At 39.6% G+C, this 21,312-nt stretch carries 19 protein-coding genes; 6 read left to right on the plus strand and 13 right to left on the minus strand.

Annotation, left to right across the window (positions count from 1 at the left end; genetic code table 11):
- Window positions 1-95: 95 nt before the first annotated feature.
- The 5 genes from rplS to ffh form a co-directional block, all read right to left on the minus strand.
- Complete coding sequence (gene rplS, locus CWC11_RS02480; protein WP_058548501.1) at window positions 96-455, minus strand: 50S ribosomal protein L19; 360 nt, start codon at window positions 453-455, stop codon at window positions 96-98.
- 33 nt (window positions 456-488) lie between these two features.
- A complete protein-coding gene (gene trmD / locus CWC11_RS02485; RefSeq protein ID WP_058548502.1) occupies window positions 489-1,256 on the minus strand; it encodes a tRNA (guanosine(37)-N1)-methyltransferase TrmD in 768 nt (255 codons plus the stop codon).
- Window positions 1,256-1,792: a ribosome maturation factor RimM gene (rimM, locus tag CWC11_RS02490; RefSeq protein WP_058548503.1), complete on the minus strand. Its 537-nt coding sequence runs from the start codon at window positions 1,790-1,792 to the stop codon at window positions 1,256-1,258. Before rimM ends, trmD begins: the two co-directional genes overlap by 1 nt.
- A 17-nt stretch (window positions 1,793-1,809) precedes the next feature.
- On the minus strand, window positions 1,810-2,058 hold the full coding sequence (gene rpsP / locus CWC11_RS02495; RefSeq protein WP_058548504.1) for a 30S ribosomal protein S16: 249 nt from the start codon (window positions 2,056-2,058) through the stop codon (window positions 1,810-1,812).
- A gap of 250 nt (window positions 2,059-2,308) precedes the next feature.
- Entirely contained in the window at window positions 2,309-3,688 is a 1,380-nt protein-coding gene (gene ffh / locus CWC11_RS02500; protein ID WP_138681431.1) for a signal recognition particle protein, read from the minus strand.
- Window positions 3,689-3,939: 251 nt separating this feature from the next.
- Here ffh and CWC11_RS02505 point away from each other — a divergent pair, with 251 nt between their 5' ends.
- On the plus strand, window positions 3,940-4,746 hold the full coding sequence (locus CWC11_RS02505) for a cytochrome C assembly family protein (RefSeq protein ID WP_138681432.1): 807 nt from the start codon (window positions 3,940-3,942) through the stop codon (window positions 4,744-4,746).
- 61 nt (window positions 4,747-4,807) lie between these two features.
- Complete coding sequence (locus tag CWC11_RS02510) at window positions 4,808-6,076, plus strand: HlyC/CorC family transporter (RefSeq protein ID WP_131692458.1); 1,269 nt, start codon at window positions 4,808-4,810, stop codon at window positions 6,074-6,076.
- 46 nt (window positions 6,077-6,122) lie between these two features.
- On the opposite strand, the gene CWC11_RS02515 is transcribed toward CWC11_RS02510, so the two are convergent.
- Together CWC11_RS02515 and gshA are read right to left on the minus strand one after the other, a co-directional pair.
- A complete protein-coding gene (locus tag CWC11_RS02515) occupies window positions 6,123-6,734 on the minus strand; it encodes a transglycosylase SLT domain-containing protein (protein ID WP_058548507.1) in 612 nt (203 codons plus the stop codon).
- Window positions 6,735-6,872: 138 nt separating this feature from the next.
- Window positions 6,873-8,447, minus strand: coding sequence for a glutamate--cysteine ligase (gene gshA / locus CWC11_RS02520; RefSeq protein WP_138681433.1), 1,575 nt, complete (start codon window positions 8,445-8,447; stop codon window positions 6,873-6,875).
- A gap of 460 nt (window positions 8,448-8,907) precedes the next feature.
- Here gshA and CWC11_RS02525 point away from each other — a divergent pair, with 460 nt between their 5' ends.
- The gene (locus tag CWC11_RS02525; protein ID WP_138681434.1) at window positions 8,908-10,455 is read left to right on the plus strand and encodes a methyl-accepting chemotaxis protein; all 1,548 of its coding nucleotides are present in this window, start codon (window positions 8,908-8,910) and stop codon (window positions 10,453-10,455) included.
- Between the two features lie 45 nt (window positions 10,456-10,500).
- On the opposite strand, the gene clpB is transcribed toward CWC11_RS02525, so the two are convergent.
- The 3 genes from clpB to rluD all read right to left on the minus strand — a co-directional run bounded on the left by clpB (window position 10,501) and on the right by rluD (window position 14,883).
- Window positions 10,501-13,077 (minus strand): ATP-dependent chaperone ClpB, encoded by a 2,577-nt coding sequence (gene clpB, locus CWC11_RS02530; RefSeq protein ID WP_138681435.1) that lies wholly within the window; start codon window positions 13,075-13,077, stop codon window positions 10,501-10,503.
- Window positions 13,078-13,174: 97 nt separating this feature from the next.
- Entirely contained in the window at window positions 13,175-13,906 is a 732-nt protein-coding gene (gene pgeF, locus CWC11_RS02535) for a peptidoglycan editing factor PgeF (protein WP_138681436.1), read from the minus strand.
- Window positions 13,906-14,883: a 23S rRNA pseudouridine(1911/1915/1917) synthase RluD gene (gene rluD, locus CWC11_RS02540; protein WP_058548510.1), complete on the minus strand. Its 978-nt coding sequence runs from the start codon at window positions 14,881-14,883 to the stop codon at window positions 13,906-13,908. The genes pgeF and rluD overlap by 1 nt, the downstream gene beginning before the upstream one ends.
- Before the next feature lie 141 nt (window positions 14,884-15,024).
- On the opposite strand from rluD, the gene CWC11_RS02545 reads away from it, so the two are divergent.
- Entirely contained in the window at window positions 15,025-15,789 is a 765-nt protein-coding gene (locus CWC11_RS02545; protein WP_058548511.1) for an outer membrane protein assembly factor BamD, read from the plus strand.
- Between the two features lie 208 nt (window positions 15,790-15,997).
- Here the strand turns inward: CWC11_RS02545 and glnB are convergent, their stop codons facing one another.
- Window positions 15,998-16,336 carry a nitrogen regulatory protein P-II gene (gene glnB / locus CWC11_RS02550; protein ID WP_058548512.1) on the minus strand — a complete coding sequence of 113 codons (339 nt, stop codon included), beginning with the start codon at window positions 16,334-16,336 and terminating at the stop codon, window positions 15,998-16,000.
- A gap of 159 nt (window positions 16,337-16,495) precedes the next feature.
- Here glnB and CWC11_RS02555 point away from each other — a divergent pair, with 159 nt between their 5' ends.
- A complete protein-coding gene (locus tag CWC11_RS02555; RefSeq protein ID WP_138681437.1) occupies window positions 16,496-17,047 on the plus strand; it encodes a GspH/FimT family pseudopilin in 552 nt (183 codons plus the stop codon).
- Between the two features lie 79 nt (window positions 17,048-17,126).
- The gene (locus tag CWC11_RS02560) at window positions 17,127-17,657 is read left to right on the plus strand and encodes a GspH/FimT family pseudopilin (RefSeq protein ID WP_058548514.1); all 531 of its coding nucleotides are present in this window, start codon (window positions 17,127-17,129) and stop codon (window positions 17,655-17,657) included.
- Window position 17,658: 1 nt separating this feature from the next.
- Here CWC11_RS02560 and CWC11_RS02565 read toward each other — a convergent pair whose 3' ends face one another.
- Together CWC11_RS02565 and CWC11_RS02570 are read right to left on the minus strand one after the other, a co-directional pair.
- The gene (locus tag CWC11_RS02565; RefSeq protein WP_058548515.1) at window positions 17,659-18,081 is read right to left on the minus strand and encodes a type IV pilin protein; all 423 of its coding nucleotides are present in this window, start codon (window positions 18,079-18,081) and stop codon (window positions 17,659-17,661) included.
- 9 nt (window positions 18,082-18,090) lie between these two features.
- Entirely contained in the window at window positions 18,091-21,312 is a 3,222-nt protein-coding gene (locus CWC11_RS02570; RefSeq protein WP_138681438.1) for a PilC/PilY family type IV pilus protein, read from the minus strand.

The raw sequence follows: 21,312 nt of genomic DNA on the forward strand, positions 1-21,312 counted from the left end.
GGTGAACGGTGAACGGTGAAAATTATTCCAGAAACCAAAACGGGCTGCAACCCGAAGGATGCAACCCGTTTTTTTGCGTTGATAAACAGCGCGTATTAGTTAAGTTTTTCTCTAATACGTGCAGATTTACCAGAACGCTCACGTAGATAGTAAAGCTTAGCACGACGAACTGCACCGCGACGCTTAACTGTTACGCTATCAATAAGAGGGCTGTGCGTTTGGAATACACGCTCAACACCTTCACCGCTCGAAATTTTACGAACTGTGAATGCTGAGTGAAGACCACGGTTACGCTTAGCGATTACAACACCTTCAAAGGCCTGTAGACGCTCTTTAGCACCTTCTTTTACTTTTACCTGTACAACCACTGTATCACCAGGGCCGAATGTAGGTACGTCTGTTTTAAGCTGCTCATTTTCAAGCGCTTTAATAATATTTTGGTTTACTTTTGCCATTATGTTTCTCACTTTCCTAGGTGTAACTGTCTTCTAGCCACAAGCTTTTTGGTACTCTTGCTGAAATTGTGCGAGTAATACCGCTTGCTCCTCAGTCAGAGCTAGGTTATGCAACAAGTCAGGACGTCGTAACCAAGTTCTGCCTAATGACTGCTTAAGCCGCCATTTTGCTATCTCTTGGTGGTTTCCGCTGAGCAATACAGCAGGCACCTGTTTGTCGTCCAATGTTTCTGGCCGTGTATAGTGAGGACAATCTAGCAAGCCATCCGAAAATGAATCTTGCTCTGCTGATTGGTTATGACCTAATACACCAGGCACTAATCGCGCTACTGCGTCAATTAATGTCATGGCTGGTAGTTCACCACCACTCAAAATAAAATCACCAATTGACCATTCTTCGTCAACGTACGATTCTATTATTCTCTCGTCTATACCTTCATAGCGACCGGCAATTAAAATCAGTTTTTTAGAGTTTGCGAGTTCGCTCGCCCCTTGCTGATCTAATTTGCGCCCTTGCGGGGACATATAAATTACTTTAGCGCCATCACCAGCTGCCTGTTTGGCTTCGGTAATCGCTTTTTTTAATGGCTCAACCATCATTAACATACCCGGCCCGCCCCCGTAAGGACGGTCATCTACGGTTCTATGCTTATCTAAAGCGTAGTCTCGTGGATTAAAGCAGTTAAAATCAATTAAACCATTTTTTACTGCGCGACCAGTTACACCTTGGTGTGTAATAGCATCAAACATGTCAGGGAAAAGGCTTATCACCCCTACCCACAATGAACTAGTTTGAGTCATTAAAACCCAGGATCCCAGTCTACGGTAATTTCTCTTGCATCATGCTTAACTTCTTTGATAACTGAATCAGTTAAAAAAGGAATTAAACGCTCTGCCTGACCAAATGCGTCTTTACTGTTTGCTTTAACAACCAGTACGTCATTTGATCCTGTCTCCATCAGGTCATCAACAGTGCCTAAGCTATAACCTTTATCAGTTACAACCGACATGCCAATGAGATCTCGCCAATAAAACTCACCTTGCGGGAGTTCTGGTAATTGCGCTGAATCCATCGAAATTTCTGCATGGGTATAAGCCATTGCTTCGTCACGATCATTAATTTGCGCAAACTTGGCGATAAAGCCTTTGTTGTGGCGACGCCAGTCGACCACTTCTAAGGTCTGCCATTTACCTTGCTGCCCTATCAACCACGGGCTGAAATCGAAGATCCCTTGGGGATCATCAGTAAATGAATGTACCTTAAGCCAGCCCTTTATACCATATGGGGCACCGAGCTTTCCTACGACAATTATTGATGAGGTGTTCTCTTGACTCATGGTTACACTTACGCCTATTAAGCCGCTTTACGAGCGTCTTTTACTAACTTAGCTACGCGATCTGAAAGAGATGCGCCCTGACCTACCCAGTGATCAACACGTGGTAAATCTAAACGAATTTTTTCTTCTTGACCTGAAGCAATAGGGTTAAAAAAGCCTACTTTCTCGATGAAGCGACCGTCACGCGAGAAACGGCTATCCGCAACCACAATTTGATAGAAAGGGCGTTTTTTAGCGCCACCACGTTGCAAACGAATAGTTACCATACCGTCCTCTAAATAGATTGACTGTTTTCATTAATAAGATTTACTCCCCAGTATGGGGAGCTGGGGAATTGTACGAGTTTTTAGCAACAATGCAAGTAAGAAGTGATGCAAAATGGCAGATTAGTAGGTTAAACCGTGATCTGGGGAGGAAATCAAAGAGAACGCCCTGTTGTGCGCATAATTTATTCAACAAAAAAGGGCTATATAGCCCCTTTGTTATACATTATATAGCACTGTTTAAGTCGCTAGATTAAAATTTAGGGCCACCGCCACCCATCATTCCAGGTGGTAACATGCCTTTCATACCGCGCATCATTTTTTGCATGCCGCCTTTGCCTTTCATTTTTTTCATCATTTTTTGCATCTGCGTAAATTGTTTTAGCAACTTATTAATCTCTTGCACTTGAGTACCAGAGCCAGCTGCAATACGTTTTTTACGTGAGCCTTTAATAATTTCAGGACGAGCACGCTCTTGTTTAGTCATAGAGCTGATGATTGCTTCCATTTGAACAAATGTCTTATCACCCATTTGGCCCTTAACAGCATCTGGTAAGTTAGCCATACCTGGTAATTTATCAAGCATCGACATCATACCGCCCATGTTTTTCATTTGCTTAAGTTGATCAGCAAAATCATCAAGGGTAAAGCCAGCTCCTTTAAATACTTTTTCAGCAACTTTAGCAGCTTGCTCTTTATCCACTTTCATTTCGACTTCTTCGATCAATGAAAGTACGTCACCCATTCCTAAAATACGTGACGCGATACGATCCGGATGAAAAGGCTCAAGTGCGTCAGTACGCTCACCTACACCCATAAACTTAATAGGTTTGCCTGTAATGTGACGAATAGATAAGGCAGCACCACCTCGAGCATCACCATCGGTTTTTGTTAAAATCACACCGGTAAGTGGTAGGGCTTCATCAAATGCTTTTGCTGTATTTGCCGCATCTTGACCTGTCATTGCATCAACTACAAATAAGGTTTCAATCGGGTTAATTGCTTTATGAAGGTCTTTAATTTCATCCATCATATCGCTATCAACATGCAAGCGGCCTGCGGTATCAACTAGCACTACATCAATAAATTTCTTTTTAGCATGTGAAATTGCAGCGGTTGCAATATCAACTGGCTTTTGAGAGATGTCACTTGGGAAAAAACCTACATCAACCTCAGTTGCAAGTGTTTCTAGCTGTTTAATCGCCGCTGGGCGGTAAACATCGGCACTTACTACTAGTACTGATTTCTTTTTTCTCTCTTTCAAAAATTTAGCAAGTTTAGCTACACTGGTGGTTTTACCCGCACCTTGTAAGCCGGCCATCATGACGACTGCTGGCGGTTGTGCATTTAGGCTTAGCTCTTCGTTAGCCTCACCCATTGCTTTTTCTAGCTCTTCACGCACTATTTTTATAAATACTTGACCAGGGCTTAGGCTTTTAGTTACCTCAACACCTACTGCGCGTTCTTTAACTTGTTTTACAAACTCGCGAACAACTGGCAGTGCCACATCGGCTTCTAAAAATGCCATACGCACTTCACGAAGTGTGTCTTTAATGTTGTCTTCAGTCAGACGGCCGCGGCCACTGATATTTTTTAAGGTTTTACCTAATCGTTCTTGGAGGTTCTCAAACATGTAACGGTTCCGATAAGACGTTTATACCAATCCTTTAAATTCACTGTTAATTTGAGTTTTCAATTAACAAGGACTGACTTATTAAATTTCAATTAAAAGTAGTATACCGTATATGGCGCCTTACAATATAGTGTTCAAGTGCAGCTTGTTGAGTTTCTTTTTTTAAGGTCTATGCATTTGCTTTGCTATAAAATACAATGCCCATATAACAACAAGAATTATTTTGTCTCAAATTAAGTGGCCCAAGCACAATGCTGATTATTAGTTTAACTATTATTGCCAGTTTATTTTATGTGTTAGCAACGTCTCACGTGCTATCACGCCTGTTTCATCAACAAGGCCCTAGCCAAAAAGTAACGGTTATTTTAAGTACCGTAGCTATAGTGGCGCATATGCTGCTGTTGGTTAACTCTGTGTTTAGATCCGATGGGCAAGATTTAAGTATTGTTAATGTTGCTTTATTAACGTGCTGGGTGATTGTTGTTTCGGTAACCGCGGTGTCGTTAAAGTTCCCAGCTACGTTGTTACTACCGGTTGTTTATGGCTTTGGTGCACTCTTAACGATTGCCAGCTTGTTTATTCCGCATCATATTATGCTGCAAAGTATTAATATTGAAATTGGTTTAGTGACACATATTTCATTATCGTTACTCGCTTACTGTATTTTAATTATTGCTACTTTATATGGCGTACAATTTTACTTTATTGATAAACGTCTTAAACGTAAAGATTTAGCGATTGTACACAGCCACCTTCCGCCTTTAATGGTTGTAGAGCGCCAGCTTTATCAACTTCTTAATTTAGGCACTATCTTGCTTACATTTGCATTACTATCAGGATTTGTATTTCTTGATGGCATGTTTGCTAAAGAGTTTATTCATAAAACAATTTTATCGTTAGTTGCATGGGCTATTTTTGCTGTTGTAGCACTTGGCCACATGAAAAAAGGCTGGCGTGGTAAACCTGTGGTTGTTACGATCATGGTCGCTGCATTTGTCCTCACACTTGCTTATTTTGGCAGCCGTTTCATACAAGAAGTGATACTAAATAAGTTTTAACTTGACTCTGCTTGCTCACTCTAGCTTAATACGCATTGATTTATAAAAAAAGGATCCATCGTTGGACGACATATCGACAAGTACCCTGTTTATCATTTTAGGATTATTGGTACTTTTTTCTGCTTATTTTTCTGGTTCAGAAACCGGGATTATGTCAATCAATCGTATACGCTTGCGCCACCTTGCAAAAGAGGACCACCGTGCAGCTAAACGAGTCAGTAAACTACTTAGCCGTCCAGATAGACTTATAGGCCTAATTTTAATTGGCAATAACCTAGTAAATATAGCTGCGGCCCAAGTTGCGACCATTATAGGTATTCGTCTTTATGGCGACTTAGGTATTGCTATTGCAACTGGTGTATTAACCTTAGTTGTACTTATATTTGCTGAAGTAACGCCTAAAACGCTTGCTGCTCTGTATCCTGAAAAAGTTGCTTTTCCGAGCTCTGTGATACTTAAAGGGTTACTTAAAATTCTTTTCCCGTTTGTTGTTATTGTTAACTGGATGACCAACGGTATATTAAGGTTATTTGGTATTAGTGCAGAACAAATTGATGAGCACAGCATGAGCAAAGAAGAGCTTAAAACTGTGGTAAATGAATCTGGCGCTTTATTACCTGCTCGCCATCAAAGTATGTTGACTTCAATTTTAGACTTAGAGCAAGTTACTGTTGAAGATATTATGATCCCACGAAATGAAATTGTGGCTATTGATATTAATGACGATTGGAAACTAATTAGTCGTCAATTAACTCACGCACAACATACACGTGTATTACTTTATAGAGACAACATAGATGATGCAGTTGGCTTTATTCACTCGCGTGATGCGCTGCGCCTTCTTACTAAAGAGCAATTTGATAAACCTTCATTACTACGTGCAGTGCGCGAAATTTACTTTATTCCTGAAGGCACCTCGTTAAATACACAGCTACTTAAATTTCAGCAATCGAAAGAGCGCATTGGTTTAGTTGTAGACGAATATGGTGATATTCAGGGCTTAGTAACTCTTGAAGATATTTTAGAAGAAGTTGTTGGCGACTTCACTACTACACAAACTCGCACACCAAGTGAAGAAGTAACAACGCAAAGCGATGGCTCTTGCATTGTTGATGGTGGGGCAAACGTTCGCGATTTAAATAAAGAAATGGGCTGGGAATTCCCGCTTGATGGGCCTAAAACTCTCAGTGGTTTAATTGTGGAATACTTAGAAGATATTCCTGACGCTAATCTCAGTTTACGTATTGCAGGCTACCCTGTTGAAGTTCTTGAAGTAAAAGAGAACATGATAAAACAAGTAAAAATACAGCCTAATATGCGAACCAAATAAATTAAAAAAGGAGTCAATTGACTCCTTTTTTAATATCTACAAAAGCTTAACCAAATAATAAACGCTCAAACCAACCTTTATCTAACTCTTCCTCACAGCGCTTTAACTGCACACCATAACGACTAGCGCGATGCTTAACTTTGTTAGCCACACTCATTAACCACTTCTTCTTTTTGTACGTGCCGCGTTTATATCCACCCCACCCTTCGTGATAATTAAGATACTGTGCGTAAGCGTCCCACTTTGATATTTTGTTTACTTTATGGGTTTTATAAACAAACCACGCCATAAAGTCGATTGCATCATCAAAGTCATCTCTATCTGCGCCATTGTTACCTGTTTCACGAATGTAGTCAGACCATGTAGGTGTTTTAGCTTGAGAATAACCATACGCGTCACTTGCACGGCCTGTAGGAATTATCCATAAAAAGTATTCCATTGGCGGCGCTGCGTCATGCTTAAATGAGCTTTCTTGATACATCATACTCATGAGTACATGTTTTGGTGATCCCCATTTTTCTTGAGCATCTTTTGCGTCAAAATACCAATCTGGCTTTTCTTCAAAAATCTTACATAAATCATTAGGCTGTTTGGGAGGAGCGGTAGCACACCCAGCTAAAGTGAGGGCAAGAGATAAAATAATTGCATTTTTTTTCATTTTTTTAATATCTCACTGAACTTTTTTAAAAAAGCGTGGGTCTGAGCTTATGAATGCAGCAGTACAGCATTGTTTCATCCCTGAAAAATATTTACGCAGCCACCTTGGGCTGCGTTTTTTTTAAACTTTAAAAAGTATTTACTTTTTAAAGTACGCATCTAAAAATGCAGTAAACGTTAAAGTGTCGGCGCTTTCAATTGCAGCTCTAGCTTCATTTGACGCTATAACTTGCTGCTCAAGCCATGGCTTTAAAAACTCACTGTAATCGGTAGATTCATGACTTTGCTTATATTTATTAGCAAGTGCTAAAGCAAAATGCCCATTATCTAAGCCAGACTCTTTAAGCTGTGCTACATAACGCCCAGAATAAGTAAGCTCTGGATTATGAACCCACGTCGCCATGCGCTTAATAGTGTTTGAGTAATAATCAACACCATATGCAGTGTCCATCCACTTAGCAACATCAGCAAGCTGCGTAAATATTTCATCACCCCACGACTGCAAGCTACGAGAACCATTATTAAAATTAAGCATTAAACCTGCTTCTCTACCTTGGTTTACAACTGTATCAAGGTTTTCAGTACTGCGTGCTTGCTCTTTCCAATCCATTTCTGGTGAATCTTTTAATAAGCAGTACGTCAAAAATACATCTAAGAAGTGGATTTGCTCAAGATCAATACCTACTTCACTAAACGGATTAACATCTAAGGCACGAATTTCAACATACTCAATACCCGCTCTGAGTAAAGCATCTGTTGGTGTTTCACCACTTTTTGCATTACGTTTAGGACGAATTGGTGAATAAAACTCGTTTTCAATCTGTAATATATTTTTGTTTAGCTGCTTTGGCGTTTTACTAGTGTAATCGTCAAGGTCGCCGTAAATATCAGAGGGTGTGTTGATTGCTTTTTTAAGACCAGCTACATACTCATCTAGTGAGTTGTACATAACACGTAATGATGACTGAGCGCTATTGGTATACCCTAAATTACCTAAACGAAGTGCTGTACCCACTTCTAAATAAAGTGTTCCTTTACCTAACTTTTTAAATGGTAAGTCAGTTTTTCGACCTTGTAAAAATGAGTTACATAGTGCAGGTGAAGCACCAAACATATAGCTTATTAACCACAGCTCACGTTTAAAATTACGGATTAGCGAAAGGTAACCATCTGAAATAAAGTCTTGAAGGCTTGCATCGCTTTGTTTTAGTGAATGCAGCGACTGCCAAAGCGAGTCAGGAAATGAAATATTAAAATGCACACCAGCTATGGCTTGCATCATACTGCCATAACGGTTTTTTAAACCTTCACGGTACAGGGTTTTCATTTTACCCGTATTAGAATCACCAAACTGAGCAAGCACAATGTCGTCTTGGTGCTCGATAAAACACGGCATACTTATAGGCCAAAGTAATTCATCGCCCATTTTTTCAAGCGTAAACTTTTGCAGATCTTTTAACTGCTTAAGAGTTTGTGTAGAGGACTCACTAACTGGGGTAATAAATTCAAGTAACGACTCTGAGAAATCAGTTGTGATATGTCCATTAGTTAACGCACTGCCCACCCCTTCAGGGTGGCCTTTAGCTGAAATTACGCCATCGCTTTTAATTCTTAGCGACTCTCGCTCTATACCACGTTTAATGCCTTTAACTGCGTATTGGTGCTCATTTACAGATAACGCCTCAAGTGCGTTAGTTAAATCATGTGTTGTCAAAAAATCTTTCCTCGGGCCACGTGGCTTAATCATACGGTTATGGGGGCTAATTGCTTAGACTCAAGATTAAATTAATAAGAAGGGTGCAAATTATCAAAATTAATGAATATTTACCCGGCTCCTATATACGCTTGATATAACCAATATGATTAAATTAAGTCATAATCTTGCCACTGCTGTAGCTATTATACAAATGCTTAAGTGTATATTTACGCAAAAATTAAACTCATAAAACCTCTGCACTCATAAGTAGACCGAAACCAAGTAAAAAGAAGCACAAAATTCAGTTACCTTAATTTTAATCCGCACAGCCCAACAGCCTCTAGCCATTTTAAAATTTGATCTAGATCAATAAAAGCATTTATTTGAGTCGTTACGACTAACCAATTCTCTTCTTTTTTTGCTTTGTACCTACTAAGCAATATAATTGCGCCAACAGTAAAGGATGATAAAAAATATTATGCGCAATAATAAAAGCTTAAAAAATGAAGAAGTACATTTCGAACAATCGCAGGAGCTTGTCTCTACCACCGACCTAAGAGGGGTAGTCACATATGCGAACCAAGAATTTTGCTCAATTGCAGGGTACAGCGAACAGGAACTCATAGGTAAAAATCACAGTATTGTACGCCACCCTGATATGCCTAAAGCAGCTTTTAAAGAAATGTGGGAAACATTAAAGCAAGGCCATTCATGGCGAGGGATGGTAAAAAACCGTTGCAAAGATGGTCGTTATTACTGGGTAGATGCATTTGTAACGCCTATTTTTGCGCATGGCCAACTTATTGGCTACCAGTCGGTTAGAACGAAGCCCAGCGAAGAGCTAAAAAAGCGAGCACAATCACTTTATAATAAAATTAATGCAGGTAAATCAATATCAAGCATTCGTGAACACAGTCAGCTTCGACAGGTTATTAGTTTTATTTGCGCGTTAGTATGGCTTATAAGTATTGCTATATTTGCCTCTATAAGTATGGCTTTAATCAGCTCATTGGTGTTTATAGTTGTTGTTGCCCTTAATTTTGATGAATTAATTACAACCCCTACTATTTTGCGAGAACAAAAAGCAAAAGCTGACTCTGTATCGCGTTATATATACAGTGGAAATACCCCTCACAGCGTCAGTAACTACAGAGAACAACTACTTACAGCTAAATTACGCACTGTTTTGGGTCGCGTTAAAGACTCAACAGAAAGCTTTAACGGTATTGCGATTAATTTAGATGAGCAGTCAACCCTCACTGAAAAAGGAATTGCATCACAGGGTGAGCGTTTAGAACAAATTGCCTCAGCAATGACTCAAATGAGTTCTACGATTGGTGAAATATCAATTAATACCGCTGAAACTGCTGATAAAGTAAATTCAACACATCAAAGCTGTTCGGAAATAAAAGAACACATTGCTGATAATAGTTTTATGGTTACTGATTTGGCTTCTCAAGTTGAACAAGCAGCTTCAACAGCAAGCAGTTTAGCCGATGAGGCTGATAAAATTGGGCAAGTAATGAGTGAAATTGAAGGTATTGCGGATCAAACTAACCTACTTGCACTTAATGCTGCCATTGAAGCTGCTAGAGCAGGTGAACATGGCCGTGGTTTTGCGGTTGTGGCTGATGAAGTAAGAACACTCTCCTCTCGAACTCAAAACGCAACAACTCAAATCCACAGCTCGATTAAAGAAATACAAGATACCTTATTCAACTGGTCAAAAGTAATGCAAAGTACTAAAACCCAAGCTGATAACTGTGTTAATACAACGGCGCAAACTCAGGTTGAGTTAGAGGGTATTTTTAATCAAATAAGTGAAATATCGCAATTAGCAATGCAAATATCTTCAGCTGCAGAAGAGCAGCAAATGGTGAGTAACGACATTAGTCATAACGTTACGCAAATTAAAAGCTTTAGTGATAACAATCTAAGTCTAAGCTTTAACGTAGCAACAGGTGCAGCTGAACTTGTAGAGGGCTCTCGTAAAGTAAATGATTTACTGCTCACATTTAAAGTATAAAAAAAGCCGCTATATAAATAGCGGCTTTGTTTCATAGCTTAAAGGCTAACGATTAGCAAAAACTAACCCTTCGTCATTTGCATCTATAGTGATAACACTACCTGATAAGTAATCTCCACTAAGTAGCTTTTGCGCTAATGGGTTTTCAATAGTTTGTTGAATTGCACGTTTTAGTGGACGCGCCCCATAAACAGGGTCAAATCCACTGGCTGCAATTCGCTCAAGCGCTGCATCACTTATTTCAAGTAAGTAACCCATTTCAGTTAAACGTTCACGAAGTTTCATCAACTGAATATCAGCAATTTCTTTTATGTGCTCGTTAGCTAATGGATGAAATACTACTGTTTCATCTATACGGTTAATAAATTCAGGCCTAAACTCGCTGATAAGTACATCCATTACTTTATTTTTGAGGGTTACATAGTCGTTGTTGCCAGCCTGTTCTTGAATGATATCTGAGCCTAAGTTTGAGGTCATAATGATCACGGTATTTTTAAAATCAACCGTGCGGCCTTGCCCATCAGTTAAGCGTCCATCATCAAGTACTTGAAGTAAAATATTGAATACATCAGGATGTGCTTTTTCAATCTCATCAAGCAATATTACCGAGTATGGCTTACGACGAACGGCTTCGGTTAAATAACCTCCCTCCTCATAGCCTACATAACCAGGAGGTGCCCCTACGAGACGCGCTACTGAATGTTTTTCCATAAACTCAGACATATCAATGCGTACCATGGCATCTTCGGTATCAAACATAAAGCCTGCAAGCGCTTTTGTTAACTCTGTTTTACCAACACCTGTTGGGCCTAAAAATAAAAATGAGCCAATTGGGCGGTTAGGATCGGCAAGCCCCGCACGTGAGCGACGTATAGCATTTGCTACCGCTACAACGGCTTCGTCTTGCCCTATTACTTTACTATGAAGCTTATCTTCCATTTGAAGTAGCTTTTCACGCTCACCTTGAAGCATTCTTGATACAGGGATACCTGTCCAGCGTGAAAGTATTTCAGCTATTTCGTCTTCCCCTACTTGGTTTTTAAGTAAGGTCATTTCTTGCATTTCAGCTTGAGAAGCTAAATCGAGCTTACGCTCAAGCTCTGGAATACGCCCGTATTGCAATTCTGACATACGTTGTAAGTCGCTTGCTCTGCGTGCTACATCTAAGTCTAAGCGTGCTTGTTCGAGCTCAGCTTTAATAACTTGTGTGCCTTGCAGTGATGCTTTTTCTGCATTCCAAATTTCATCAAGCTCTCTGTACTGCGAATCAAGATCTGTGATCAGCTCTTGCATTTCACTGCGGCGCTTTTGACTCGCTTCGTCTTTTTCTTTAGCAAGTGCATTATCTTCAAGTTTTAACTGAATAATTTTTCGCTCAAGCTTATCAAGCGATTCTGGTTTAGAGTCAATTTGCAAACGAATAGAAGAACCTGCTTCATCTATTAAATCAATCGCTTTATCTGGCAATTGGCGGTCACTAATATAACGATGTGACAATTGCGCGGCAGCAACTATTGCAGGATCTGTAATTTCTACAGAATGATGCAACTCATAGCGCTCTTTTAAGCCACGTAAAATTGCGATGGTGTCTTCAACTGATGGCTCTTCAATTAATACTTTTTGAAAACGACGCTCAAGTGCTGCATCTTTTTCTATGTATTTGCGGTACTCATCAAGCGTAGTTGCCCCCACACAATGCAGCTCGCCACGTGCTAGTGCAGGTTTTAGCATATTGCCCGCATCCATCGCACCGTCGCTTTTACCGGCACCTACAATAGTGTGTATTTCATCAATAAATAAGATGACTTGGCCTTCTTCTTTAGCCAACTCATTGAGAACTGATTTTAAACGCTCTTCAAATTCACCTCGGTATTTAGCACCTGCAACTAACGCCCCTAAATCTAGCGATAAAACACGTTTATTTTTTAATCCTTCAGGCACTTCGCCATTAATAATACGCTGCGCTAGGCCTTCAGCAATTGCTGTTTTACCAACACCTGGCTCACCTATTAACACAGGATTATTTTTAGTACGGCGCTGGAGTACTTGAATAGTACGGCGAATTTCGTCATCTCGCCCTATTACAGGATCAAGCTTACCCTGCTCGGCACGCTCAGTTAAATCAATCGTAAATTTTTCGAGTGCTTGACGCGTTTCCTCAGCATTAGGATCATCAACCTTCTGCCCGCCTCGAATTGCTTTAATGGCATTTTCAATTTTTGTAGAAGTAATATTTAATGAACGGAATATATCGCCAAGCGGCCCTTTATCATCACATGCTGCCAGTACAAATAGCTCACTCGAAATATATTTATCTTTACGTTTTTGCGCATACTTGTCACATAAGTTAATAAGTGATGCCATGTTGTTTGACAACTGTACATCGCCTCCAACACCTTCGACTTTAAAGAGTTTTTCAATTTCTTGAGAAAGCTTAGTATTGAGCTCGTCAGCACTGACTCCTGTTTGCGCAAATAGCGCTCGCACACTTGAGCCACTCTGTTGTAGCAATGAATACATTAAGTGCACGGGCTCAATAAATTGATGGTCGCGACCAAGTGCTAACGATTGCGCATCAGAAAGCGCAGATTGAAATTTGCTTGTAAATCTATCTAAACGCATGAGGGTTTACCTATTTAATAAACTAATTGTTTAATAAATGGGTATGTTAATAGAATTGTTCAAGGTGTGGGAATAAATATAATCACTAATGTACGCTTTACTTGCGCCAGATCAAACTTGCCATACGCCCTGTTTGACCATCGCGGCGATACGAAAAAAATTGCTCTTCTTGTAAAACAGTACAATGCTCACCACCGCTAATATTTGTAACCCCTAACTGTTGTAACTGAATACGGGCTATGTGATAAATATCAGCAAGGTATTTTTTATTTTTTTGCAGCTTAAACGCATGAATAAATAAAGCCGAATGTGCTTTAAATAAATTAAAAACCTCTTCACCTACTTCAAACTGAGTGGGTCCAATAGCAGGACCTAGCCAAGCATGAATTTTAATAGGGGTAGTTTTAAAATAGCTGAGGGTATTTTTAATAATCCCCCGTTCTAAACCACGCCAACCACCATGAATCGCCGCTATTTCTCCGCCATTTTCACTAGTAAGTAAAATGGGTAAGCAATCTGCGGTCATTATCGCTAAAGGCTGACTTTTAAGTCTTGTGAATAACGCATCGCCATCATGCAATTTAGTAAAATCAAATTGCTCATCAACAACAATAACATCAGCACTATGTGTTTGATTTACCCATATAGCCGGGGCTGGCAGTTTTTTGGTGAGTAAAGCGCGATTTTGTAATACATGGTTTTTGTTATCACCAACATGAAGCCCCAAGTTCATATTTAAAAATGGCGCTTTTGATACACCTCCTTCACGTGTAGTACTGAGAGTATCTACACTATAAAGGCGTTGCCATGGAGCTGATAACAAATACATTATCTATCGATATCAGGGTTTGCTTTAGTATCTTCTCGCAGAGCAACCGTCATAGCGACCATATCATCAGGAATAGGTGCCTGCCATGTCATCATTTCACCAGTAATTGGATGAGCAATGCTCAGTTTTACTGCATGCAGTGCTTGACGTCTAAAGCTGCGAAGTAATTCAAACAACTCAGGTGTTGCACCTTTCGGTGGACGCGGACGGCCGCCATAAGATTGATCGCCAATTAGCGGATGGTTCAAGTGAGCCATGTGTACACGAATTTGGTGCGTGCGGCCTGTTTCTAAGCGTAAACGTAAACGAGTGTGTGCACGAAACTTCTCAGCAACACGGTAGTGAGTAATCGCGGGCTTACCCATTTCATGAACTGCCATATGAGTACGCTGCGTAGGATGACGGCCAATTGCTTTTTCAACCATACCACCAGCAGTCATGGTGCCATTACATAACGCTTCATATTCACGAGTGAAGTTTTCGCGTTTTTGTAGTGCTTTCACTAAATGCGTTTGGGCCTGAATCGTTTTAGCTACAACCATTAGGCCTGTAGTGTCTTTATCTAAACGATGGACAATACCCGCACGCGGCACATTTATGATTTCAGGATAGTAATGTAATAGTGCATTAAGCACTGTGCCATTTGGATTACCTGCACCTGGGTGTACCACTAATCCCATAGGTTTATTAATAACCAAAATATCATCGTCTTCATAAACAATGTTTAATTTGATATCTTGTGCTTCGTATTCACGTGGTGCTTCAATTGTTGTTTCAACATTTACAACTTCACCACCTAGTAGCTTTTCGCGTGGTGTGTTGAAAATTTCACCGTCTACGGTGATTTTATCATCCAAAATCCACGTTTTTATACGAGAACGTGAATAATCAGGGAACAATTGTGCTAATACTTGGTCTAGACGTTTACCACCTAAGTCGGTAGGAACATCGGCTTGAAGAGAAATTTGCTCTGACATTAGTAACTTTACCCAATTTACCAGTGCAAGCTTTGCTCGACTGGGTTAGAATCGCTTTTAATAAAAGCATAATATAATACGCATAGTTTACTCGGTTTTACCGACTTGGCCTAGCCGAAGACATCGAAGGTAACAAATAAAATGATAAATAAAATAGGGAAACGTGCATTCGCCATTGTTTTTTCAGCTTCTGTACTTAGTTTAGGCGCATGTTCGTCTGCACCAGACCAAGAAGATATTCAACGTGTACCTAATAAATCTGCACACGCTCTATACGAAGATGCAAAAGAAACACTAGATTCTGGTTTATATGCTCGTGCAATTGAACTTTTAAGCGCTATAGATTCACGCTACCCGTTTGGCCCATTCTCTAAACAAGTACAAATGGATTTGGTATATGCACATTACCAATCAGGCAATACTGAACAAGCACTTGCAACAATCGATCGCTTTATTCGATTAAACCCAAATCATAAAGATCTTGATTACATGTACTACATGCGTGGTTTAGTAAATATTAAAGCCGATAAAAATGCATTCCAAGAATACTTTGGCGTAGACAGAGCTGACCGTGACGCAAACCGTACACGTGTAGCGTTTACCGATTTATCTACTCTTGTAAAGCGTTTTCCAAAAAGTGATTACGCACCAGAGGCTAAACGCCGCTTAGTGTGGCTTTTAAACCGTATGGCGCGTTATGAGCTAAAAGTAGCAACTTACTATTACGAACGTGAAGCTTACTTAGCAGCCGCTAACCGAGGCAAGTATGTTGTAGAACATTACTCGCAAAGCAGTTACTTAGAGCCTGCTTTAGAAATGATGGAAAAGAGCTACGATAAACTTGGCTTAACAGAGCTAAGCGAACATGCTAAACAAACCAGAATGGTAAATAGCAGAAATAAATAAACAAAAAAGGCGCTTACTAAAGCGCCTTTTTCTATACCACATTGTCATTATACCAATCTGCTTATATGTGGGGTCTATTTAACGTCAAGAAAATTACGCTAGAACTAGGCAAAAGTTTTTTTATCTAGTTGTTCTAAATAAAAATTTTTAACGACGTAATAGTGCAATTTAATTCATTAAATTGATCAAAGATTTATGCAGGTTGGTATTAAATAGCTTCTTCATCTTCTTCAGCAGTACGAATACGAACAACACGCTCAACATCAGTCACGAAGATTTTACCGTCGCCGATTTTCCCCGTTTGCGCTGTTTTAACAATCACTTCAATTGCACGATCAACGTCTTCATCGCTTAGTACAATATCAAGTTTAACTTTAGGTAAAAAATCAACCATGTATTCTGCGCCGCGATAAAGCTCAGTATGTCCTTTTTGACGCCCAAAGCCTTTAACTTCACTAACAGTCATACCGGTAATACCCACGTCAGATAAGGCTTCGCGAACATCATCAAGCTTAAATGGTTTTATAATTGCTTCTATCTTTTTCATATTAATTACTTTTTAAAGCTTCAGTTGCCTCGATTTTAGACAATCAGGAAGCCCATAGCAAACAAAGCAATTGAATTTGATGATAAAACAATCAACCATGGTATAATTATTTTCATAAAAATAGCTATACTAAACTATTAAGCAGTACATGAGATTAATATGAATAATAAGCAAAATGGATTCACCCTTTTAGAGCTTATGGTCACCGTTGCCATAGTCGGTATTATTGCATCAATCGCGCTTTGGAATAGTAGTGATATGCTTGAGGAAAACAGAGCGGAAAATTTTTTATTGGAATTAAAAAGAAATATTGCATATGCACGCTCACAAGCAGCAAGTACTGACGAAATAGTTGTTGTATGTCCTACAGGACAAGGTCGAATAAAAAACAATAAAGATACGTTCAACTGCAACGCAAAGTGGGATGAGAATAAAATTATTGCTGTATTTATCGATGTAGATAATGACGGACATTACAATAAAGCTACAGATACCTTACTTAGGGCAATGGAAGAAATATCAGACAACGATAAGTTATCGTTTGATGGTAACGATCGTCGTTTACGCTTTAACACCAGTGGTAGAATTACGACGAAGCCTGGAGACTTTATTTTTTGTCCTAATAGTACTAATGAAAATAATAAAGCATTAACCGTATCACAATCAGGTACAGCCTTTTACGTAGGCGATACAAACAAAACCTGTGATTAAAAAACACACAGTTCATATTGTCATATTTTTATCATTTACTACACTGAGTTGATACATTTTAAAACTCAGGACTTCAAGGATGAGGGTAACAATATATAAAAATAAAGGTATGACACTACTCGAGCTAATGATTTCGTTAGCCATTGTGAGTATTATCAGTCAACTTTCAATGTGGTTTTATCCAGATTTTTTAGCGAATAATCGCTTAGATAACCACGTAAACCTTCTGCATAGAAACATTAATTACGGACGACTTTACGCTATTGAAAATGGAACCTATGTCACTCTTTGTGTTTTAAAAGACAACCAATGTAGTAAGGATGAGTGGGACGGGCAAATGTCGCTATTTATCGATAATGATAAATCAACCACCCTAGATGATGACGAGCTTCTGTTAAGTACATTTGAAGACGTTCATGATGCTGATAGCCTTGAATACCCTCGTAGCGCAATTACTTTTAGACCTGATGGTTCATTGAATGGCTTTCAAAATGGGACTTTTATTTATTGCCCCAATAATGATAAAGCCAACCTAGAAGGGCTGGCTTTATCAGTAAGTCAAACTGGGCGTATCCGTATAAAATCAACAGATAAATGCCAGAAAAATTAAATTAACGCCCCCAGCAATATTCAACATCAGAATTACCTTTAGTGCCTTTAGCGCCTTTGTAACCGGTGTCTGTAATTGTAATTTGTTTACAGTCAGTATCCCCTTTTACAGCGCCGGCAATAGGTTTTGCGGTGATGGTGAATGTATTGTCGTCATCATCTACATCTATAGATAATTCAAAATGACCATTTTCGGTTTTATCTTGCAACCCTAAATCATCAAATGATTCTGTATATTCACGATTATCGACAAAGAATTGCTCCTCCCTGTTTGCTGCATCTAATAATGCAGCAGCAGCCTCAGCTCGTGATGCTCGCTTTACATACTCAGTGTAATTAGGCAACGCTACTGCTGCTAAAATACCGACAATAGCAACAGCAATCATTAGTTCGATTAGTGTAAAACCGCGAGTTAGTTTACTCATATATATTCCTTAATTACCCACTTCATCATTTTCTTCGCGTTTAAAGATATAGGTTTGCTGTGTTTTAAAACCAAATCCTACTGTATCAGAATCATTTACTAACTGTATTGTACCGTCCACAACCGTTAAGCCCGGGCCTACTACCTCCACAGGTTTCATAGGATTTTGCGCATCCTCACCTTTAATCCCTGGACCAATTAAATAAAACTGGCTTTCTTGCGTTACTTCAATAGTAGGGTTGTCGTCGCACATGCCGTCGCCATTCCCATCAGCACATGAAGGCCCCTCTCCAAAGTATAATTGAGGAGTATCAGGCACATCATAACTAGTGGTAAATTTCAAATCGTCATACACTTTGGTCCCATAGTGTAAATGGAAAGCATATAACGAACCTCCACCGCCACTTAGCGAGCACTGATTTTCAGTTGACGTGTCAGAAGATGGCGTAAAACTTGTAAAGTATGCAACCCCCCCTACTACTGTAGCTGCCGCTAATGATTTTTCACCCGAACCTAGCTCATACCGCCAGCCTTTAAATTTAGCTAAATCAACTTCTAAATCAACAAATTCATCAACATCATCTAATGCATTACCAAATGGATCGCTATTCATTTGCATTAGATCCGTTGGCTTAATCGCTGTAGGCGACGTAGTAAACGATTTAGTTACTGTATTTTCATCCCGGATCATAAATAACTGATCGTCTTCATTTGTACCGGTTGGTTTAGAGCGATTACCACTTCCAATCACAATTGCATCATACGGTGTATCTAAACGAGTAATGACTGTTTCACCATTAATCGTTGTTTCACTTACTTTACTGTAAAGCGTACGTGCTACAAGTGGTTGATAGAAAAAACGTCTATCCTGGCTCGCTAATGAACTGCCTAACTCAGCAAGTTTAAAGTGTGTAAAGTTACTTGTGCTACTACCTGGCATATCAATACGCCAAATATCTCCGCCAGTATCAGCTGCATATATTCTATCAATATAGCCATCGTAATCAGAGTCTAATGTAGATACATTAGCTGCTATTGAGTGTTTTCCTTTAAAGCCATTTTCACTAGGCGTTAAAGCCCACACTTTTTTACCTGTTTCAGCTTCAACAATATAAATACCACGGCCTACTGAATCTTCACTTCTTACAACAGCGTCTTTATTTGTATCATACCCTGCACCAAATACTAATAATGGTTTATCACCAAACGCTTTAATATAGGCAATTTGTGGCTTTGACCACGTTTGTGCAAGCTCTGTAAAATCGCCTTTACCCCCTTCAATCGGATTATCCCATAATTTTTTTGGTTCATTAGGGTTTGTGATATCAAGCGCATAGTAATTTTTCCCGCCTCGTCGCATTCCTGCAAAGGCCCAAACATCGTCGCCATCGCTGGCATCAACAATACCATCGTTAACACCTTCATCATTTAAGCTTTTATCGCTAAAATAAACACTGATTGGGCCGTCCATACCATACACTTTACCAGTATCTTCGTTACGTAAAGGCTGAATAATATCGTACAAGTCTGAAGGGATGAATGCCCAGCTTTCACTTACTTCGTTATTAGTATCGTCGTCTTTAAACATATGTAAAAAGCCGGCGTTAGTGCCAATAAGTATACGTATATCATCGCTGCCATAGTCTATGGCAACAGGTTTAGAGTGAAGAGGGTCGCCAAAAATATCGCTGCGTTGGTCTGTATTTGAACCATCGTTATCTTCGTCATCAACATCAATGCCCATAGCCCATTTAATATCTGAACTGGCTAAGCTGATCGGGTTGTTGGTTACTAAGTCCAAAATATCGCTGACAATATTAGTTGTAAACTCAACTAGATCGCCTTGTTTATCGGTGTAGAGGTTGCGCCTGTCTTCTGCTGGGGTACCTGTTAATGTAGCTAAATGGTAGTTTACGCCCCCTTGTGCTACTAAGTTACCATCTGCAGACTGACCATCGGGCAACCAAAATGTTTTAGCATCGGTGTCAATTAAACCATCAGAATCAAGCGCTGTATTATCTGCTGAGTCGACTATTTCACTGCCTGATACTTTCAATTTTTTTAAATTACCGCCCCATCTTGTGTTTGTTTCTGGGTAAAACATAGCAAAGTAAATAGCATCACGGCTACGTGTTTGGTCTACGTTGTTACTTGCAACTGAGGGAGATGAAAAGCTATCGTTTACTTCACGAATACGAGAAATAGCGCTATTTAGTGAAGCTGAAAGCTCATCAGGTGTGCTTGCAGGTAAGTTTTCACCACCACCTAAAGAGGCGGCACGTCTTAAAAGTTCCTGTCCGTTTGCGCTCATACCCGAGCCAAAACCTATGGTATATAAACGACCTGTTTCGTGGATGTCGGGAGTAGAAGGGTATAAATCAACTGTTACATCACTTGTACCATGAATAATTTTAGCCATTTGGTGAAGGTAGCTGCTGTAGTAACTATCTGTATTCCAGTTTAGTCCTTCACCAAAGTATTTTTCATGCTCGGCACTAATTTGGCTGTCACTGTCATTATCACCTGATGGGTCGCCATCAGTCATATAAATAATGTTAATTGAATTATCACAACGAGCAGCTTCAGCATCACTGTCTTCAAAAGGGGATATGTAAGTATATTGGTAGTTATCTTTTACTACATTTTCACACTCATATACCCATCCAGAACGTCGCCCTTTCCAAACCCAATCACATTCAACCTCTGTATACTGGCTACCGGTTCTTAATTCAACGCTAGTATCACGTTCAAGTGTTGTTGCTTCAAGACCATATTGAACTCCTTGCCCGGTAATATATAAATAGGCTTCCCATAAAGTCTCTGTAAGCGGGGTTCCGCCATCAGCTGGTAAAGCAGCTATAGAGTTACGCACTACAGAAGAGTCACTCCCAACACCGTTTACAATGTAGCCACCTGTCGTGCTCTTAAAACGCATTAAGCCAAAATCAATAGTGTCTTCGTTATCAGATACTACTTTATTCATTGCAAACTGGGCAGCTGCAAGTCGGCTATCCACACATAGGTTATACAATCCTAAGAAATTATTATAACCACAGTTATTTCCGTTTGAAGATGAAAAAGCCATACTCCCTGATGTATCAAAAATTAATAATACGCGGGGCTTTTCCTCTACATCAACATCATGGTTAACATACAACTCTATATCTTCAGCAAAAGCAGACGCACTAAGCGTTAAACTAATTAATGAGGCAAGTATTTTATTAAGTTTCAT

It is taken from the genome of Pseudoalteromonas sp. S3178 (assembly GCF_005886985.1).
In the GTDB taxonomy this organism is placed as follows: Bacteria; Pseudomonadota; Gammaproteobacteria; order Enterobacterales; family Alteromonadaceae; genus Pseudoalteromonas; species Pseudoalteromonas carrageenovora.

What these genes read in the sequence shown, in the direction of transcription:
- CWC11_RS02525 (WP_138681434.1), top strand. Translation starts at nt 8,908, where the DNA reads ATGCGCAATAATAAAAGCTTAAAAAATGAAGAAGTACATTTCGAACAA.
- ffh (WP_138681431.1), bottom strand. Translation starts at nt 3,688, where the DNA reads ATGTTTGAGAACCTCCAAGAACGATTAGGTAAAACCTTAAAAAATATC.
- CWC11_RS02570 (WP_138681438.1), bottom strand. Translation starts at nt 21,312, where the DNA reads ATGAAACTTAATAAAATACTTGCCTCATTAATTAGTTTAACGCTTAGT.
- CWC11_RS02555 (WP_138681437.1), top strand. Translation starts at nt 16,496, where the DNA reads ATGAATAATAAGCAAAATGGATTCACCCTTTTAGAGCTTATGGTCACC.
- clpB (WP_138681435.1), bottom strand. Translation starts at nt 13,077, where the DNA reads ATGCGTTTAGATAGATTTACAAGCAAATTTCAATCTGCGCTTTCTGAT.
- pgeF (WP_138681436.1), bottom strand. Translation starts at nt 13,906, where the DNA reads ATGTATTTGTTATCAGCTCCATGGCAACGCCTTTATAGTGTAGATACT.
- CWC11_RS02545 (WP_058548511.1), top strand. Translation starts at nt 15,025, where the DNA reads ATGATAAATAAAATAGGGAAACGTGCATTCGCCATTGTTTTTTCAGCT.
- glnB (WP_058548512.1), bottom strand. Translation starts at nt 16,336, where the DNA reads ATGAAAAAGATAGAAGCAATTATAAAACCATTTAAGCTTGATGATGTT.
- rplS (WP_058548501.1), bottom strand. Translation starts at nt 455, where the DNA reads ATGGCAAAAGTAAACCAAAATATTATTAAAGCGCTTGAAAATGAGCAG.
- CWC11_RS02505 (WP_138681432.1), top strand. Translation starts at nt 3,940, where the DNA reads ATGCTGATTATTAGTTTAACTATTATTGCCAGTTTATTTTATGTGTTA.
- CWC11_RS02515 (WP_058548507.1), bottom strand. Translation starts at nt 6,734, where the DNA reads ATGAAAAAAAATGCAATTATTTTATCTCTTGCCCTCACTTTAGCTGGG.
- CWC11_RS02560 (WP_058548514.1), top strand. Translation starts at nt 17,127, where the DNA reads ATGAGGGTAACAATATATAAAAATAAAGGTATGACACTACTCGAGCTA.
- CWC11_RS02565 (WP_058548515.1), bottom strand. Translation starts at nt 18,081, where the DNA reads ATGAGTAAACTAACTCGCGGTTTTACACTAATCGAACTAATGATTGCT.
- trmD (WP_058548502.1), bottom strand. Translation starts at nt 1,256, where the DNA reads ATGACTCAAACTAGTTCATTGTGGGTAGGGGTGATAAGCCTTTTCCCT.
- rimM (WP_058548503.1), bottom strand. Translation starts at nt 1,792, where the DNA reads ATGAGTCAAGAGAACACCTCATCAATAATTGTCGTAGGAAAGCTCGGT.
- rluD (WP_058548510.1), bottom strand. Translation starts at nt 14,883, where the DNA reads ATGTCAGAGCAAATTTCTCTTCAAGCCGATGTTCCTACCGACTTAGGT.
- rpsP (WP_058548504.1), bottom strand. Translation starts at nt 2,058, where the DNA reads ATGGTAACTATTCGTTTGCAACGTGGTGGCGCTAAAAAACGCCCTTTC.